Origin of the sequence: Methanofastidiosum sp. (assembly GCA_035362715.1) — an archaeon.
Taxonomy (GTDB): domain Archaea; phylum Methanobacteriota_B; class Thermococci; order Methanofastidiosales; family Methanofastidiosaceae; genus Methanofastidiosum.
In genome coordinates this window covers 1-15,133 of the sequence record DAOSDU010000017.1, presented here as the reverse complement: position 1 = coordinate 15,133, position 15,133 = coordinate 1, and the positions used below count along the sequence as shown (strand labels likewise).

Here is a 15,133-nt window from a genome sequence, read left to right as displayed (position 1 = left end):
GATTCTTAGAATACCTCCTTTTTTAAGTTTATTTCCATCTGGCCTTAACTGCCATATACGCATCTTTATCACTGATAGTTTTCTCAACCTTAAATCCATTATTTTCCAACAATCCAAAAATATCTTTTTCTTCAAGAAAAGATTTGTAGTTATAGAAATGACTTCTTCCTGCAAGAAATTCTGCAGCTGAATTCATTACTCCCTTAAAGGAAATTTTTTCTTTTACTAAATAATCATAAATAATAATCTTGTCAGCAACTTTTTTTATTTCTTCTAAGGATTTGACCCTAGTTTCTGATTTCATTTCATGGAGGCACAGGGAAAAAATTGCATAATCAAATCTATCTTTCGTTAATTCGGAAACTTTTTCAGCATTGCCGTGGAAAAACTGGACGTTCAAAATACTATTTTCTTTTTTTCTTGAATTGGCATAATCAACCATTTTTTTAGAAAGTTCAATCCCCAAGATATATCTACATTTTTCTGAGAGGTAAAAAGCCAATGATCCTGTTCCACATCCAACATCAATGACTTTAGAATCATTTTCAATCAGGCTAGAAATTATCTTTCTTGCGTCATCTGTACTAGGATCAATCATATACTTGTATAATCCTCCATCGTACCAGTGCTTTTTATCATCTTGTTTGCCCATATTTTCCATATCCCATAATTAACTAATACTTAAATAGTTATACTAATTATATTATGCATAAGGGGATGAGCACATGGGAGACGAATCAAACATAGAAGCTAGTGAAGATCCAAAAATTATCTTGCGTGAGAAGAATATTAGCCTAATACTTGATTCATATGATGACATGTTTTCAGATTTTGATCCAAGGCCTTATTCTGCAAGGGGGCTTTCTGATGATTTCTTGATTGAATGCAGAAGGGCCGTAAGAGGGAAAAAGACTGAATCTCCAATACTTGAACTAAGATTACTTGTACCAAAAAATAAAAGAAGAATAACAAAAGAGCCTATGATTAAGAAAAGATTGAAAGACTATTTCCAGAATCAGGCGAAAGAAAAACAAAAAGAGATGACGCAGACAAGGCGGGAAGGAATAAAATGGCTTTTCATAGGATTTTCATTGGCCCTAATATCCTCTCTTTTGCTAACTCAAAAAGATTTTTTGTTCAGCTTACCTTTAATTATAACCGAGCCAGGGGGCTGGTTTAGCTTTTGGACGGGCCTAGATAAATTATTTATTGAATCAAAAGGGAAAAAACCCGAGTTGGAGTTTAACAATAATATGGCAAAAATGATTATAAAGTTCTATGACTATTAGATTAAAATAAATATTTTTTTTCTTCTAAATATTCGCGGCTCTTTAGAATGTCTTCAGTTTTTGTCATTTCAAGTATTATTCTTCCTGTATAGTTTATTTCTTTCAAAGCCCTGAATATTCTCGGGAAGTTTATATTTCCATCCCCAAGCGGTAGATGATTATCAAACTCTCCAAAGTTATCGTGCAGGTGCATATGGATTAGGTAATTCCTTAGATCATAGATATATTCGCCTATGTCTACATTGTTAGTTTCAAGGTGACCAACATCCATTGTGTGTTTTATCTCTGATAGCTCTTTATTTTCAAGAACTTCCAACACTTCCTTAGATACTTTCATTGTCGTGATAAATGTGTCAGGCATATTCTCTAAAGCGATAGTAACTCCATAATCCTTGTTGTAATCTGAAATCTCCTTCAGGGATTCAAAAAGTATCTGTTTTGTGTTCTCTCTTGACTTACTTGTGGCCGCCGAATGCCTTCCAGGATGAAATGTCAGTATCTTTCCACCTATTTCATTTACTGCAAATATGGAATACTTTACCTGTCTTATTGATTCTTTCCTTATGCTCTTGTTTAAGCTTGATATATTGATATCTGAGAAGGGTGAATGTACTGTATAGTCAAAATTATAAGAAGAGGTTAGGTCTTTGATTTCTGGCAGTGCTTCCTCATCAATTGCATGATTATTTTCTGCAACTATCTCTAAAAGTCCGAAATCATTGCTTTCTCCCCACGAAAGGGCACTTTCTAGAGATTTTTCATAAAATGCAAGTGAGGAAAAACCCAATCTTCTGTTCATCAAAGGTGAGTGTAACTAGCTCTTTTAATAGTTTTCTATTTATTAATTTTGTCCTATTGTTTTATTAATATTTATTATAGAAAGATTTAAATATTATTATAGGTATGGAGTTATAGAGGATATATTATGAAGAAATATTTATTGTTTATTTTATTGACATTTTTACTTACGCTTTCATTAGGCTGTGCAAATGAAAAAACTACCGATTCTGATGAGAAAATTATTGTTTATGCAACGATATCCCCTCAAAAAGAGATGATTGAGGCGGTTGGCGGGGAAAAGGTCAAAGTTAACATTATTGTTCCAGAAGGTGGCGACCCACATGTTGCAGACTTAAAGCCGAGCCAATTAGCTGACATGTCTAAAGCAAAAATATATGTTATGGTCGGATCAGGGATTGAATTTGAGGTAAAATCGATGGGGAAAATAAAGGACTTGAATAAAAACATGATTGTCGTTGATAGCTCAAAAGGGATAGAGTTGATCGAAATCGGAGCTCACCAAGATGAAGGAGTTCATGTAGATGAAGAAGGCGGAAATGATCCTCACATCTGGACATCTCTAAGAAACGGAAAAATTATGGTCCAAAACATATACGAAGGCCTTATTGCAGTTGACCCGAACAATAAAGAATACTATTTGAAGAACAGAGAGGATTATATAGAAAAACTGGATGAAGCGGACAATTACATAATAAATGAATTAAAGGATATGGATAACAGGTCATTTATGATATTCCACCCATCTTGGGGATATTTTGCAAAGGATTACAATCTAAATCAGATTGCTATAGAAGTTGAAGGAAAAGAGCCAACTTTACAATCCCTAGCCCACACAATAGAAGAAGCAAAGGAAGAAAACATTAAGGTCATATTTGTTTCTCCTGGATTTAGTAGCAAAGCAGCAGAGATTATCACAAAAGAGATTGGCGGAAAGACCGAAGTTATTGATCCCTTGACAGAAAATTATATAGAAAATCTTAAAATCACAGCAAACAAAATAAAGAATCAGTAATAACATGAAAAATGAAATTATCCGAATAGAGAATCTATCGTTTGATTACGGAGATCATAGGGTTTTAGAAGATATTAATCTTACAGTTTATGATGATGATTTTCTTGGGATAATAGGGCCAAATGGTGGGGGAAAATCAACACTTTTGAAAATTATCCTTGGACTTCTGAATCCTACAGAAGGCACCATTTCCCTTTTTGGTAAGAATCCAAAAGAAGGTAGAAAATATGTCGGATATGTTCCGCAATATACCTTAGTTGATCGAAACTTTCCAATTAATGTTGAGCAAGTGATCCTTAGTGGCAGGATAGGGCACACTGATTTCTTGAGAAGATATTCGGGAGCCGATAGAAAAATTGCAGACAAGGCCATGAACATAATGGGTATTGCAGACATTAGAAATATTCAAATTGGGAAATTATCTGGAGGTCAGCTTCAAAGAGTCCTAATAGCAAGAGCCCTAGCAACAGAACCCAAACTTCTTTTGCTTGATGAACCCACTTCCAATATCGATGTTCAGGCAGAAACTGATTTTTATGATTTTCTCCATGCGCTGTCTGAAAAGATGGCCATAATACTAGTTACCCATGATACCGGGGCCATATCGTCACATGTTAAAACAATTGGATGTATCAATAAAACGCTTCATTATCACGGTGAGAAAAACATACCCCCGAAAGTATTTGAAAAATTATATGGATGCCCAATAGAACTTATAGGTCATGGCATACCTCATAGAGTTTTGAAGGAGCATGAGGAATGATGGTATTTCAATACGTCTTTTTCCAAAATGCAGTTATGGCAGGAATATTGGCTGCAATTGCATGTGGAGTAATAGGCTCTTATGTGGTGGTCAAAAGATTAGTCTTTATATCTGGAGGCATATCGCACGCTGCATTTGGCGGGATAGGTTTAGGATTATTTTTAGGGTACAATCCTCTTTTAACTGCAATTATCTTTAGTGTTTTTTCTAGTTCCATTCTTGGAATTATATCAAAAAAAGCATACCAACGTGAGGATACATTAATCGGTGCAATGTGGGCCATTGGGATGGCATTTGGGATATTCATGATATACCAAACACCGGGATACGTGCCCGATCTTGCTAGCTATCTATTTGGAAATATCCTTACTGTTTCAAGGATAGATATATTGATCATGATCGCCCTAAACATTATTATTGCCCTCATAGTTTTTATTAGATACAACGAATTTCTTGCTTTTTCATTTGATGAAGAATTTTCTGAAGTCACAAATGTTCCTGTAATGAAGACCTATATTGTTTTGCTGTCCCTCGTAGCATTGACTGTTGTAGTTCTAGTAAATGTTGTCGGAATTATATTGGCCATGGCACTTCTCACACTTCCCGCGGCAACAGCGAGTATACTTACAAATAGTCTCAAAAAAATGATAATATTCTCCATTCTCATCGGGATAATCTATATGGTTATAGGAATTGGAATGTCTTTCTTCCTTAATCAACCATCCGGGGCTACAATTGTCCTTGTTTCAGGTATATCATATCTAGGGATTTTAGGGATAAAGTCTTTAATAAGAAAATAATACTTAATTTTAGAGAGGATAGAATGTCTGTTATTAGTATTTCAATTAACGATGAACTACTCGATAAACTCGATAAATTGCTCAATGTCAAAGGATTTTCAACTAGATCTGAAATCTTTAGGGAAGCATTGAGGAATTATGTCACAACTGAAGTCTGGGAAGAAGGAAAAGGGCCTTTAGTAGTCACTGGCATGGTTATCTCGAGTAAGAAATCAGAAAGTCCATTGAACACTATCCATCACAAATACGAACACGTCGTCGAGACAACTTTACACACGCATCTGGATGAAAAAAACTGCCTTGAAATATTTATTTTAAAAGGTGAGACAAAAGAAATTAAAGAGTTCTTGACTGAACTAAAAGGTCTAAGCGGTGTCAAGGCAGTAAGGCATGCTTTACTTTCTACGGAGGTTTAAAGTAATGCAGGTGTGTGGCATAGATGAAGCAGGAAGGGGTCCTGTCATAGGCCCTCTTGTGGTCGCTTCTTACTCAATATCTGAAGATAAAATTCAACAAATAGAATCACTCGGCGTAAAAGATTCAAAAAAACTTACTGCGAAAAGGAGAAATGAATTATTTTCAGAAATATTAGAACTTAAAGGAGAATATTATTTTAAGGTATTGAGCCCTGCTTTTCTTAACAAGGAGATGAAGAAATACAATCTAAATGAGATTGAACTTTTTGCCTTCAAGGAAGCTATTCTTGGACTTAAAATTCCAATAAACAGGGTGATATGTGATTCATGTGATGTTAATGCAAATCGATTTTCTGATAATTTAAAAGAAGCCCTTGGAGATGAATTTGCTTCCTGTGAGGTCATAGCTTCTCACAAAGCTGAGGATAAATATCCAATAGTTGCGGCCGCTTCAATACTTGCAAAAGTGAAGAGGGATGAGCTTATAAAAAAAATAGAGGAAGATGTAGGCGTTTCATTTGGAAGTGGTTATCCTAGCGATCCAAAGACTATAAAATTTCTTGAAGATTACTATAAATTAAATAATAGTTTTCCTGACTATGTGAGAACAGAATGGAAAACTTTAACTAATATAAAATGCTCTGTTAGTCAAAAAAAGCTCTTTTAGCTTTTTATTTATCTTTAACGCCAATTTCTAGGACCATAACGATTATTATTGCAGTTATCGCGCCGAGTATAAAGTTACCAAATATTAATCCAAAGAGAATGCCCAAACCAACACCGATGAACATATTTCTTGCTTCTGATTTTGATTTCTTCTGTTTTATCTGTTGTTCCTTTATCTTTTCTTTTTTCATGATTGTCTCCCCCGCACAGAGTTTTTTTGACCCCTTAATATATTTTACCCTTGATATATGTCTAATGAGAGATTTATGACTGCCAACGTGTGTATCTTTAAGATATTAAATACCAAGGATAAATAATTATCTAAATATTGGGCCAAAGGGCTAGAAATATAAGCCATAATAATAAAAAGAATTTCATGCGATTAAACGAAATAAATTCTACCCTATATGCAATCCTTTTAGCATTCATCTATTTTATATTTTTCATAGGTATTAACTTTATTTTATTTAAGAATAATGATTATATAACGCCTCTGATAGGGGCTATTACTTTCTCTATCGCCTATTTGACAATAAAGAGGCTAATGGAACTTAGAATAGAAAAGAAGATAAAAAAATAATTTATTCGGGAACCTTTGCGAACATTCCTACTCTCTCGCTCTTCTTTGGAATTCTTCTGACGTCAACTATTATGAAGTCTTTGACAGCCCTTACAGCGCTAAAAGGAACAAGAACTAGATTCTCCTTGTCCGTTATCATATTATCTAAAATGACATCAGTTGTAGGCTCTACAACAAGAGCTATGAGCTCTCCTGTATCTTCATTTATGACCATGTCAAAAAGGGTTCCTATCTCATGGCCCTGTTCAGTTACAATCATCTTGTCTCTTAATCTAGTTGCTGCAATCTTACCCATAAAATCCCCTTATAATATATTTTTATAGTATTGTTTGAATATAAGTTTTTCCTATTGTTTTTCAAGTAATTCTATAATTTTGTCAAGTTTTTCCTGAGTCATCAAGGTATAAGGGCTTCTTTTTGCCTCAACCATCTGTGTAGCCTGTGGAAACTTAACAAATTTATCAAGGATGTATCCCAATATGTAGGTTGCTATAAAAGACAGAGGGACAAGTACCAATAAAAGTTCGGTAGTTTTTAGATCAATGATAAGTTTTATCTTATCCGAGGCCGCTATGATAAGCAGTGCAAAGTTTACGTAGACCAAAAACTGTCTACCAAGATCAAACCTATACTTTTGCTCTAAAAGAGAACGTCTTATGTCTTTAAGTTTTTCTCTTGACATAAAATACCTCATATGACTTTTTTATCTTTTAAGAAAGAAACAAAACAGTTCTTACTGCAAAAATAAAGTCTAGTGAGGTGTTTTTTATCCTTCCACAACTCTAAGACTATCCGATTCTTGTCTTTTATATCGAAATCAGTCTGACAATATGAGCATTTTTTAATTTTCTTTTCCATTTACCTCACCAATCGGGAAACAGTATCAAATATAAAATTTTCTATCAATTAAAGAAAAAAATTAAATATTTAAATCCCTTAAGGCAAGTTCTATATCCTCTGCCTTTATGGTTTTTCTTTTAGCATGGGCCGAATAATCTTTCGCCTTTCTTGCTATTATTCTCGAATAGTCCTCAAGAGCAACGCCTAATACTTTGCATGCATCTTCTGAAACTCTTTCTGCCCCTTCTTTTCTAAGTAGTCTTTCAAGGGGAGCTAGAGGAAGTTCTTCTGGCTCTCTCATAATAATACCTCCTTGGATTGCCGAAAAAGGCAAAAATTAAACTTAAAATTATTAATAAGAAGTCTTATTTAAACTTTTCTCTAAAAAAGAGGTTAAATAATTTCAAAAAGAAAATTTATTCAACTAAAACGGCGTTAATTACTCCATCCTGCCCAGGCCTTGAAGTAACTCTTGCTTTTCCAATCTCTGTGTTTATTATTGCACCCTTTGTAATAATGCTTCTTCTAACGAAGTGCCTGTTCGCTGGATTGTCCGCCACACCTGTAATCTTTACTTTCTTGTAACCTTCTTTTGTAAGTAGATTGGAATAGTCAGTCTTCATGAGCTTAATCTTTTCAGTTCCGCCCAAGCATCTTACCTTTTTCTTGCTAACTTCCCCGATTGCAGTAAAAGTTGATTCTCTACCAAGTTCTCTCTTTAGTTTTTTTCTTGCCTGTGTGATTCTTCCACCAGTGAATTTCCTTTTTGATCTAGCCTGCCAAATTGACACATAATCACCTTTATATCTGGCCTAAAAGGTCTAACAATGTTTATAAAGTTTTCCTATAATCTAATCTCATATGGGCGAGTTTACTTCTGATATAATCAAATCAGAGCATGGTGGAGGGGGCGAGATAATGGAAACAATGATTAAGTCCCTCTACGTCAATGGTTTCTCTCTGAATAAAATCAAAGGAGGGCTGGGCCTTCCAGATATGGATGATTCTGGCAGTATACCATTTGATGACGGGCATATTGTTTTTTCTACTGATTCCCATACAGTAACGCCTCTTTTTTTTCCAGGAGGGGACATCGGTCGGCTTTCTGTTTCTGGAACAATTAATGATGTATCAGTCATGGGTGCAAAACCTCTTGCACTGTCTTCAGGCGTTATACTACCAGAAGGATTTCCTACCGAACAATTTAGAAAAGTCATAAAATCTATGGACGAAACTTTGAAGGAAGCAGGAGTTCCATTGATTACTGGAGATACAAAAGTTGCTGGAAATGATCTTTTCATAAATACCTCGGGCGTTGGGTACACAAAGAATCTACTTTCTGATAAAGGCCTTAAAGAAGGAGATCTGATTATAGTTTCTGGAACTGTAGGGGATCATGGTGCTGCAATGCTTTCTGTTAGAGAAGACATACCATTTTTATCCAATATAAAATCAGATGTCGCACCTCTAAATAGGATGATAGAAAAGATACTTCCCTATAAAATTCATTCAATGAAAGACCCTACAAGGGGTGGCATCGCCAATGCATTAAACGAATTTTCAAGAAAGTCAGGCGTAAGAATCGAGATCAAGGAAGAAAAAGTGCCTGTTAGAGAAGAGGTATCTGCTATATGTGATATCCTTGGACTAAACTTTATGGAAATTGCATGCGAAGGTAAAGTTTTGATTGCAGTTCATCAAGAAGACGCCGAAGATGTTCTTGGTATCCTAAGAAGGGATCGTCTCGGAAAAAATGCTGCCGTTATCGGAGAAATAAAAAAAGGAGAAAAAGTAATTCTTGAAACTGTAATAGGTGGGAGGAGAATCTTAGAACCACCCGTGGCAGATCCTGTTCCAAGGGTATGTTAAATTATGCCTTTTCCTTTCATTGATTTTATCTCATCTTGATTATATCCAAGACTTCTCAAAATTTCTTCAGAATGTTCCCCAAGTACGGGAGGTGGTAACTTTATTGAACAACCATTTTCAGATAATTTAACAGGTAATCCTGGGATTTTTATATTTCCGTACAACGGATTGTTTACCTCTTCAATCATTTTTCTGTGAATTACTTGTGGATCATTCAATAACCTGTCAATAGTGTAAATAGGTCCAGAGGGGATCCCTGCTTTTTCAAGAAGAACTAGCCATTCATCTCCCGATTTTTCTACAAGTACCTCTTCTATTATTTTAACAAGCTCATTCCTGTTCTTTAGACGTTTTCCATTGTCTGAGAATCTTTCATCTTCTGCTATATCAAGTCCAAGTACTTCACAGAACTTTTTCCACATGTCTTCATTTCCAACTGTAATGTTGATGAAAATATCTTTTGTCCTAAAAGATTGGTAGGGACAAATAAGTGAATGAGCACTGCCTATTCTTGATGGAATCTTCCCTGCAAAAAGATAACCAGTTGCGAAATAAGTTTGCCATGATACCTGGCAGTCTAGCATAGAAGTATCAATAAATTGGCCTTTGCCAGTTTTTGATCTTGCGATAATGGCGCTAAGAATACCATAACATGCAAACATACCCGCAGAAATGTCTGTTACTGCAATACCTATCTTAACTGGGCCTCCATTTGGTTCACCAGTTTCGCTCATAAGTCCGCCCATACCCTGCAGTATAAGGTCATATCCTGGTTTGAATTTGTATGGGCCATCCTGGCCAAATCCAGAGATTGAGCAGTAAATTAATTTCCCATTAATTTTTTTCATCTCTTCATAATCTAGGCCAAGCTTTTCCATAGTTCCCGGTCTGAAATTCTCTAACAAAATATCCGAATCTTTGACTAATTTTTTAATAACTTCTTTGGCTTCAGGCTCTTTTATATTCAAGCTAACGCTTTTTTTGTTTCTATTAATGCTTGCAAAGTAAGTACTTAAATTTTCAGAAATATATGGCGGCCCCCAACCCCTAGAATCGTCTCCTCTTTTTGGTCTTTCAACTTTAATTACTTCGGCACCCATATCCCCCAAAAGCATGCTGCAATATGGCCCAGACAAAGCCCCAGTAAAATCTATTACTTTAATTCCGTCAAGTGGCATCATTAAAAAACACCTTGACCCTATTTGAAATTCAAATATAAATAACTTTTCAATGAAAAAGATCTCTTGAATTACTCTTTAGTATTACCTCTTATTTAAGAATATATTATTATTATGATTGTTTTTCTAAAAGTCTTTATTAAAAATAAGGAAAAATTTTAATAGTAGTTCTGTTTAGGATTGATAGAGTGATATAATGAGCAAAACATTAGAAAATCTGACTAAAGCTTTTATCGGAGAAAGCATGGCAAGAAACAGATATACACTCTACGCCAAGATCGCCTCTAAGGAGGGGTATGATAAAATATCTGAGATCTTCCTCCTAACAGCCGACAATGAAAGAGAGCATGCCAAATGGCTCTTTAGAATGATTAACGATATAAAAAAGAAGGAAGGAAGCCCTACAGAGATAAAAGTAGAGGCAGAAGCTCCTCTAATACTTAGCAATACAATTGAGAACATCAAGGGCGCAATAGCAGGAGAGCACTACGAGTATTCCAGTATGTATCCTGAGTTTGCCGACACAGCAGAAAAAGAAGGATTCAAGGATGTCGCAACAAGACTTAGGGCTATTGCAGTAGCAGAAAAGCATCACGAAGGAAGATACAAGAAACTCCTAAAAGAACTTCAAGAAGGAACATTTTTCAAAAAGAAAGAAAAAGTTGTATGGGTATGCAGAAAGTGTGGATATATCCACGAAGGCACTGAACCCCCTGAAGAATGCCCTTCCTGCAACCATGAAAAAGCTTACTTTGAAAGACAGTGTGAAGTATACTAAGATTTTTTATTTTTATTATTCTTTTTAATTATAAAATCAGATTATTACTCTATTTTTATTTATAGTAAATAGGATTATAACTATTAATGGCATATATTTCTACTATGAATAAAACTGAGAAAGCGACTTTTGCCGCTGGATGTTTTTGGGGGATAGAATCCGCATTTTGTCAGATTGACGGAGTTATATCAACACAGGTGGGATACTCTGGGGGGCACACTGAAAACCCTACTTATGAGGAGGTATGCACAGATAAAACTGGCCATGCAGAATCTGTACTAATTGAATTTGACCCAGAAATAGTATCTTATGATAAGTTATTAGAATTATTCTGGGATATACATGACCCAACAACAATTAACAGACAAGGCCCTGACGTTGGAAGCCAGTATAGGTCAATTGTGTTTTACCACAACGAGGATCAGAAAAATGAAGCATTGGCTCTAAAAGAAAAACTTGAAAAATCCGGTAGATTTAACAAGAAGATCGTTACGGAAATTATCCCAGAAAATAAATTCTACAAAGCAGAAGATTACCACCAGAAGTACTTCCACAAGCGCGGTATAGCAAGATGCAAATCCAAATAATCAAACTATTGAAAGATAGACATAGTAAACGACTGTATTCAAGATCGTTAGAGGTATACCAACTTTTGCAAATTCAAGGAAGGTAATGGTTTCCTTTGATTTTTTTTCTGCATTTTGGATAATAATGACTGTGCTCGCAGCTCCTAAAATAAATAGATTGCCCGCGATAGTACTGCCAGCAGCCAATGCAACCATCTCTTTTGAAGATGCACCCGCTTCAAGGAGCATAGGGAGATATAAAGCAACAAGAGGAACATTTGAAATAAACTGACTTAATACTATACTTACAATGAAAATCATCAATAGATTTGTTATATTTATGTTCATATTATCGATTATCTCTTGGATGAATCCACTGTCCCATACGCTTTGCATCAAGATGAACATTGAAACAAAAAATATTAATGTCTTCCAGTCTACATTTTTTAGAATTTCATATTTCTGTTTTGCAAGAATTAATATCGGCAAAGACGCAATTAGGGATATGTAAGTCAGTCTAAAATCAATATTAATTCCGGCTGTAACTATCGATATCTTTAATATTACCATTATTACAATTAGATAAAGAGAGACCTTGGACAATCGTGCAAGATCCTTATTTTTTATCGGTTCTTCAGAATGATTAAGTGAACCATTGTGAAAATTATCTTTGTAGAAAAATCTTAGCACAAAAAATGCGATGGCAAGATTTAGCATTGTAGGAACTAGAAGATATTTAAAAAACAAGATGAATGGATTTTTGATATCGCCTTCTAGGGCTATGAGAAGATTCTGGGGATTTCCGATGGGACTCATCACACTTCCAATAGTAACTGCAAAGGCAAGTGTCAATAGTAAAAGTTTTGGTGAAGTCTTATGTTTTCTGCTTAGATGAAGAACTACGGGCGTTCCAATTATTGCAAGAGTATCATTCATCAAAAATGCAGATGCAACACCTATGACGAAAAGTATAAGGATTATTAGCTCATCCGGTGTTTTGGCTCTCTTAAAAACCTTATATGACATATGGGACAAATATCCGCTTTCTTCAAGACCAACACCTACTACAAACATCCCAAATAAGAAAAGGATTACATCTAGATTAATCGACATTAAAGCGTTAGTTGGCGATATCTGGCCCGTAAGGAGACACGCTAAAGCTCCAAATGTCATCACTTGCCATATGTCTAATTTGATCTTTCCTACTTGTCTTACGGCAATTAATGAAAATACTACCAAGAGTATTGCAACTGAAATCACAGTGGTTCACTCTTGGACCCAGTATATAAGCGTTCCTAGTTAGAGATATTCAAATATATTAATATTCTACAATTCATTGGAAATACTAATCAAAGTAGTCTCGTCTGAGCGGATAGAAGACATCTATTGCATTTGTCTTCTTTATCGCCTTTCCAGAGTGTGCAATGTACGGGGGAATAATGGCCGCTTCTCCTGATTTCAATATTTTAGTTTTTTCGCCGACTCGTAATTCAAGCTTTCCTTCAATTACACTCAATACCTGCTCATTTTCATGAAAATGTTCTGGAAAAGAAGATCCTTCTTCAATTGTCCAGTGGGCAAGTGTCATGTTTTCGGAGTGTATAAATTTGGCCTTGTATCCTGGGTAAATTACTTTTTCCTCAATGTCCTTCAAATTTCTAAACGGCATAATTCTACTTCTAGTACTTAACCTTTTTAAGTTTTACTAATTTTTTTAGACTAGTATAACATAGGAAAATGATAAATATAAAAAAAATAATATTAGATCATGAATAGAAACGACAGAGAAATAACTGACATCAATGAAATTGAGAAAATAATCAATAATGCAAAAGTAATAAGAGTTGCAGTATGCGAAAATAACAGGCCTTATGTCGTTCCATTAAACTTCGGTTATAAAGAAAAATGCATTTACATCCACACCTCAAAAAAAGGGATGAAAATTGATATTTTGAAAAATAACAATAATGTCTCCTTTGAAGTTGATTGTGACCATAAGCTCATTAAATCCGATAAAGCATGCGACTTTTCTATGTCGTACAAAAGTGTTGTTGGATTCGGCAGGGCCTGTTTTATTTCCGATTTAAATGAAAAAAAACAAGCTTTAGACATTATCATGGCTCATTATTCTAACGGTATTTTTGATTACTCTCAAGACCAACTAGAAAAAATCTGCATAATCCGGATGGACATTGAATCAATGACAGGAAAAAAATCATAACATTTATATATTAAATTTAATACGATAACTTGCGGGCCCATGGTCTAGTTGGTCATGACGTCGCCTTTACACGGCGGAGGTCCTGAGTTCGAATCTCAGTGGGCCCACTACTTTTGGATAATTTTTTAAATTAATTGTATTATGTTTTTCTTGATAGATATGGGCTTTTTAGAAATTATTTCAAATTTAGTTGGGACTTTAGATTCTATAATCTGGGGCCCCATGATGTTGGTATTATTGGTCGGAACTGGTATCTACCTAACTGTTATTTTGAGGGGCATACAGTTTAGACGGCTTTTATTATCTATGAAGAATCTACTGGAAAGTGCATTCAAGAAAGAGGACATCCAAGGGGATATCCCATCCTTTCAAGCACTGACAACAGCCCTTTCAGCGACAGTTGGAACGGGTAACATTGCAGGTGTTGCCACAGCTATCGTCATGGGTGGACCAGGGGCGCTTTTCTGGATGTGGATAACCTCTATTGTGGGTATGGCCACTAAATTCTCTGAAGTTGTATTAGGTGTAAAGTACAGGGAGAAAAATCCAGATGGCGAATTTTCCGGTGGACCTATGTACTATATTCAGAAAGGATTCAAAGAAAGGTATAATATTGATGCAAAAGCATTGGCAATTCTATTTGCTGTTTTTGGAGTCATAGCATCTTTTGGTATAGGTAGCATGGCACAGGCAAACTCTGTTATTTTAGCCATAATCTCTAATATCGGTAAAGGTAGCGTAATCTCGATACCCATCTTTGGTGAGGTATTCAAAGCCTCGGCAATCCTTGGGATGGTTTTAGTAATCCTTACTGCTCTTGTTATCTTTGGGGGCATCAAAAGAATAGGTGAAGTCACATCATATCTTGTGCCTTTCATGAGCGTATTATATATCATAGCCGCTTTAGCCATTATCTTTATCCACTATGATAGAATCCCTTATGCGTTTGCATCTGTTGTTGGTTATGCATTTTCCCCGACAGCATTTACTGGAGGAGTTGCCGGATTTGCAGTTTCCAGGGCAATTAGATTTGGAATAGCCAGAGGGGTATTTTCAAATGAGGCGGGATTGGGAAGTGCACCAATAGCACATGCCGCAGCAAAAACCCCTCATCCAGTAAGACAAGGAACACTGGCCATAGTTGAAGTATTTATTGATACAATAATCCTGTGTTCAATGACTGGATTTGTTATACTTGAAAGTAATCTCGATATATGGGGTGGAAATCTTACTTCCTCAGCCTTGACAAGCGCAGCATTTGCCCAGACTCTTGGTATATTTGGAACGGCCGTAATAGTCCTATGCTCTATATTATTTGGGTATAAAACTATCCTTGGGTGGACCTACTATGGTG

At 35.5% G+C, this 15,133-nt stretch carries 22 protein-coding genes and 1 tRNA gene; 12 read left to right on the top strand and 11 right to left on the bottom strand.

All coding sequences use genetic code 11. From position 1 onward, the window contains the following. Window positions 1-28 precede the first annotated feature (28 nt). Complete coding sequence (locus PLI06_09125; GenBank protein HOI77754.1) at window positions 29-652, bottom strand: class I SAM-dependent methyltransferase; 624 nt, start codon at window positions 650-652, stop codon at window positions 29-31. 73 nt (window positions 653-725) lie between these two features. Between PLI06_09125 and PLI06_09120 the strand changes: the two genes are divergently transcribed. Further along, a complete protein-coding gene (locus PLI06_09120; GenBank protein ID HOI77753.1) occupies window positions 726-1,289 on the top strand; it encodes a hypothetical protein in 564 nt (187 codons plus the stop codon). Window position 1,290: 1 nt separating this feature from the next. Here the strand turns inward: PLI06_09120 and PLI06_09115 are convergent, their stop codons facing one another. After that, a complete protein-coding gene (locus PLI06_09115) occupies window positions 1,291-2,088 on the bottom strand; it encodes a sugar phosphate isomerase/epimerase family protein (protein HOI77752.1) in 798 nt (265 codons plus the stop codon). A gap of 126 nt (window positions 2,089-2,214) precedes the next feature. Here PLI06_09115 and PLI06_09110 point away from each other — a divergent pair, with 126 nt between their 5' ends. Genes PLI06_09110 through rnhB form a run of 5 tightly spaced genes read left to right on the top strand, consistent with a single transcriptional unit; the run spans window position 2,215 to window position 5,748 of the window. Beyond that, entirely contained in the window at window positions 2,215-3,102 is an 888-nt protein-coding gene (locus tag PLI06_09110; GenBank protein HOI77751.1) for a zinc ABC transporter substrate-binding protein, read from the top strand. Window positions 3,103-3,106: 4 nt separating this feature from the next. Further along, window positions 3,107-3,865: an ABC transporter ATP-binding protein gene (locus tag PLI06_09105; protein ID HOI77750.1), complete on the top strand. Its 759-nt coding sequence runs from the start codon at window positions 3,107-3,109 to the stop codon at window positions 3,863-3,865. After that, window positions 3,862-4,665 carry a metal ABC transporter permease gene (locus PLI06_09100; GenBank protein ID HOI77749.1) on the top strand — a complete coding sequence of 268 codons (804 nt, stop codon included), beginning with the start codon at window positions 3,862-3,864 and terminating at the stop codon, window positions 4,663-4,665. The genes PLI06_09105 and PLI06_09100 overlap by 4 nt, the downstream gene beginning before the upstream one ends. 23 nt (window positions 4,666-4,688) lie before the next feature. Continuing rightward, window positions 4,689-5,081 carry a CopG family ribbon-helix-helix protein gene (locus tag PLI06_09095; GenBank protein HOI77748.1) on the top strand — a complete coding sequence of 131 codons (393 nt, stop codon included), beginning with the start codon at window positions 4,689-4,691 and terminating at the stop codon, window positions 5,079-5,081. Between the two features lie 4 nt (window positions 5,082-5,085). Next, window positions 5,086-5,748 (top strand): ribonuclease HII, encoded by a 663-nt coding sequence (rnhB, locus tag PLI06_09090; protein HOI77747.1) that lies wholly within the window; start codon window positions 5,086-5,088, stop codon window positions 5,746-5,748. 4 nt (window positions 5,749-5,752) lie between these two features. Here the strand turns inward: rnhB and PLI06_09085 are convergent, their stop codons facing one another. The 6 genes from PLI06_09085 to PLI06_09060 form a co-directional block, all read right to left on the bottom strand. Further along, on the bottom strand, window positions 5,753-5,938 hold the full coding sequence (locus PLI06_09085) for a hypothetical protein (GenBank protein HOI77746.1): 186 nt from the start codon (window positions 5,936-5,938) through the stop codon (window positions 5,753-5,755). 390 nt (window positions 5,939-6,328) lie between these two features. Continuing rightward, complete coding sequence (locus PLI06_09080; protein ID HOI77745.1) at window positions 6,329-6,622, bottom strand: PRC-barrel domain-containing protein; 294 nt, start codon at window positions 6,620-6,622, stop codon at window positions 6,329-6,331. A gap of 51 nt (window positions 6,623-6,673) precedes the next feature. Beyond that, window positions 6,674-7,009 (bottom strand): hypothetical protein, encoded by a 336-nt coding sequence (locus tag PLI06_09075; protein ID HOI77744.1) that lies wholly within the window; start codon window positions 7,007-7,009, stop codon window positions 6,674-6,676. A gap of 8 nt (window positions 7,010-7,017) precedes the next feature. Then, window positions 7,018-7,185: a hypothetical protein gene (locus PLI06_09070; GenBank protein ID HOI77743.1), complete on the bottom strand. Its 168-nt coding sequence runs from the start codon at window positions 7,183-7,185 to the stop codon at window positions 7,018-7,020. A 61-nt stretch (window positions 7,186-7,246) separates the two neighbouring features. Further along, window positions 7,247-7,468 (bottom strand): histone family protein, encoded by a 222-nt coding sequence (locus tag PLI06_09065; GenBank protein HOI77742.1) that lies wholly within the window; start codon window positions 7,466-7,468, stop codon window positions 7,247-7,249. Between the two features lie 115 nt (window positions 7,469-7,583). Next, window positions 7,584-7,958, bottom strand: a complete 375-nt coding sequence (locus PLI06_09060) for a 30S ribosomal protein S8e (GenBank protein HOI77741.1) — start codon at window positions 7,956-7,958, stop codon at window positions 7,584-7,586. Window positions 7,959-8,028: 70 nt separating this feature from the next. Here PLI06_09060 and hypE point away from each other — a divergent pair, with 70 nt between their 5' ends. Continuing rightward, window positions 8,029-9,036 (top strand): hydrogenase expression/formation protein HypE, encoded by a 1,008-nt coding sequence (gene hypE / locus PLI06_09055; protein ID HOI77740.1) that lies wholly within the window; start codon window positions 8,029-8,031, stop codon window positions 9,034-9,036. Here hypE and PLI06_09050 read toward each other — a convergent pair. Continuing rightward, window positions 9,033-10,217 carry a CaiB/BaiF CoA-transferase family protein gene (locus PLI06_09050; protein ID HOI77739.1) on the bottom strand — a complete coding sequence of 395 codons (1,185 nt, stop codon included), beginning with the start codon at window positions 10,215-10,217 and terminating at the stop codon, window positions 9,033-9,035. The genes hypE and PLI06_09050 overlap by 4 nt on opposite strands. Before the next feature lie 193 nt (window positions 10,218-10,410). Here PLI06_09050 and PLI06_09045 point away from each other — a divergent pair, with 193 nt between their 5' ends. Beyond that, window positions 10,411-10,992 (top strand): rubrerythrin family protein, encoded by a 582-nt coding sequence (locus tag PLI06_09045; GenBank protein HOI77738.1) that lies wholly within the window; start codon window positions 10,411-10,413, stop codon window positions 10,990-10,992. A gap of 104 nt (window positions 10,993-11,096) precedes the next feature. Beyond that, a complete protein-coding gene (msrA, locus tag PLI06_09040; GenBank protein HOI77737.1) occupies window positions 11,097-11,579 on the top strand; it encodes a peptide-methionine (S)-S-oxide reductase MsrA in 483 nt (160 codons plus the stop codon). Here msrA and PLI06_09035 read toward each other — a convergent pair whose 3' ends face one another. Next, window positions 11,580-12,818 (bottom strand): anion transporter, encoded by a 1,239-nt coding sequence (locus PLI06_09035; GenBank protein HOI77736.1) that lies wholly within the window; start codon window positions 12,816-12,818, stop codon window positions 11,580-11,582. A gap of 85 nt (window positions 12,819-12,903) precedes the next feature. Then, on the bottom strand, window positions 12,904-13,227 hold the full coding sequence (locus tag PLI06_09030) for a cupin domain-containing protein (GenBank protein HOI77735.1): 324 nt from the start codon (window positions 13,225-13,227) through the stop codon (window positions 12,904-12,906). 99 nt (window positions 13,228-13,326) lie between these two features. Here PLI06_09030 and PLI06_09025 point away from each other — a divergent pair, with 99 nt between their 5' ends. The 3 genes from PLI06_09025 to PLI06_09015 all read left to right on the top strand — a co-directional run. Further along, a complete protein-coding gene (locus PLI06_09025) occupies window positions 13,327-13,779 on the top strand; it encodes a pyridoxamine 5'-phosphate oxidase family protein (GenBank protein HOI77734.1) in 453 nt (150 codons plus the stop codon). Window positions 13,780-13,812: 33 nt separating this feature from the next. Next, window positions 13,813-13,886: transfer RNA gene (locus PLI06_09020), tRNA-Val, on the top strand. A 34-nt stretch (window positions 13,887-13,920) separates the two neighbouring features. Then, on the top strand, window positions 13,921-15,133 hold a 1,213-nt coding region (locus tag PLI06_09015; protein ID HOI77733.1), incomplete at its 3' end, for an amino acid carrier protein.

Coding starts and splice junctions, on each gene's coding strand:
- PLI06_09075 (HOI77744.1), bottom strand. CDS start 7,009: ATGTCAAGAGAAAAACTTAAAGACATAAGACGTTCTCTTTTAGAGCAA.
- PLI06_09115 (HOI77752.1), bottom strand. CDS start 2,088: ATGAACAGAAGATTGGGTTTTTCCTCACTTGCATTTTATGAAAAATCT.
- rnhB (HOI77747.1), top strand. CDS start 5,086: ATGCAGGTGTGTGGCATAGATGAAGCAGGAAGGGGTCCTGTCATAGGC.
- PLI06_09050 (HOI77739.1), bottom strand. CDS start 10,217: ATGATGCCACTTGACGGAATTAAAGTAATAGATTTTACTGGGGCTTTG.
- PLI06_09045 (HOI77738.1), top strand. CDS start 10,411: ATGAGCAAAACATTAGAAAATCTGACTAAAGCTTTTATCGGAGAAAGC.
- PLI06_09065 (HOI77742.1), bottom strand. CDS start 7,468: ATGAGAGAGCCAGAAGAACTTCCTCTAGCTCCCCTTGAAAGACTACTT.
- PLI06_09105 (HOI77750.1), top strand. CDS start 3,107: ATGAAAAATGAAATTATCCGAATAGAGAATCTATCGTTTGATTACGGA.
- PLI06_09110 (HOI77751.1), top strand. CDS start 2,215: ATGAAGAAATATTTATTGTTTATTTTATTGACATTTTTACTTACGCTT.
- PLI06_09030 (HOI77735.1), bottom strand. CDS start 13,227: ATGCCGTTTAGAAATTTGAAGGACATTGAGGAAAAAGTAATTTACCCA.
- PLI06_09070 (HOI77743.1), bottom strand. CDS start 7,185: ATGGAAAAGAAAATTAAAAAATGCTCATATTGTCAGACTGATTTCGAT.
- PLI06_09125 (HOI77754.1), bottom strand. CDS start 652: ATGGGCAAACAAGATGATAAAAAGCACTGGTACGATGGAGGATTATAC.
- hypE (HOI77740.1), top strand. CDS start 8,029: ATGGGCGAGTTTACTTCTGATATAATCAAATCAGAGCATGGTGGAGGG.
- PLI06_09080 (HOI77745.1), bottom strand. CDS start 6,622: ATGGGTAAGATTGCAGCAACTAGATTAAGAGACAAGATGATTGTAACT.
- PLI06_09100 (HOI77749.1), top strand. CDS start 3,862: ATGATGGTATTTCAATACGTCTTTTTCCAAAATGCAGTTATGGCAGGA.
- PLI06_09025 (HOI77734.1), top strand. CDS start 13,327: ATGAATAGAAACGACAGAGAAATAACTGACATCAATGAAATTGAGAAA.
- PLI06_09095 (HOI77748.1), top strand. CDS start 4,689: ATGTCTGTTATTAGTATTTCAATTAACGATGAACTACTCGATAAACTC.
- PLI06_09120 (HOI77753.1), top strand. CDS start 726: ATGGGAGACGAATCAAACATAGAAGCTAGTGAAGATCCAAAAATTATC.
- PLI06_09085 (HOI77746.1), bottom strand. CDS start 5,938: ATGAAAAAAGAAAAGATAAAGGAACAACAGATAAAACAGAAGAAATCA.
- msrA (HOI77737.1), top strand. CDS start 11,097: ATGAATAAAACTGAGAAAGCGACTTTTGCCGCTGGATGTTTTTGGGGG.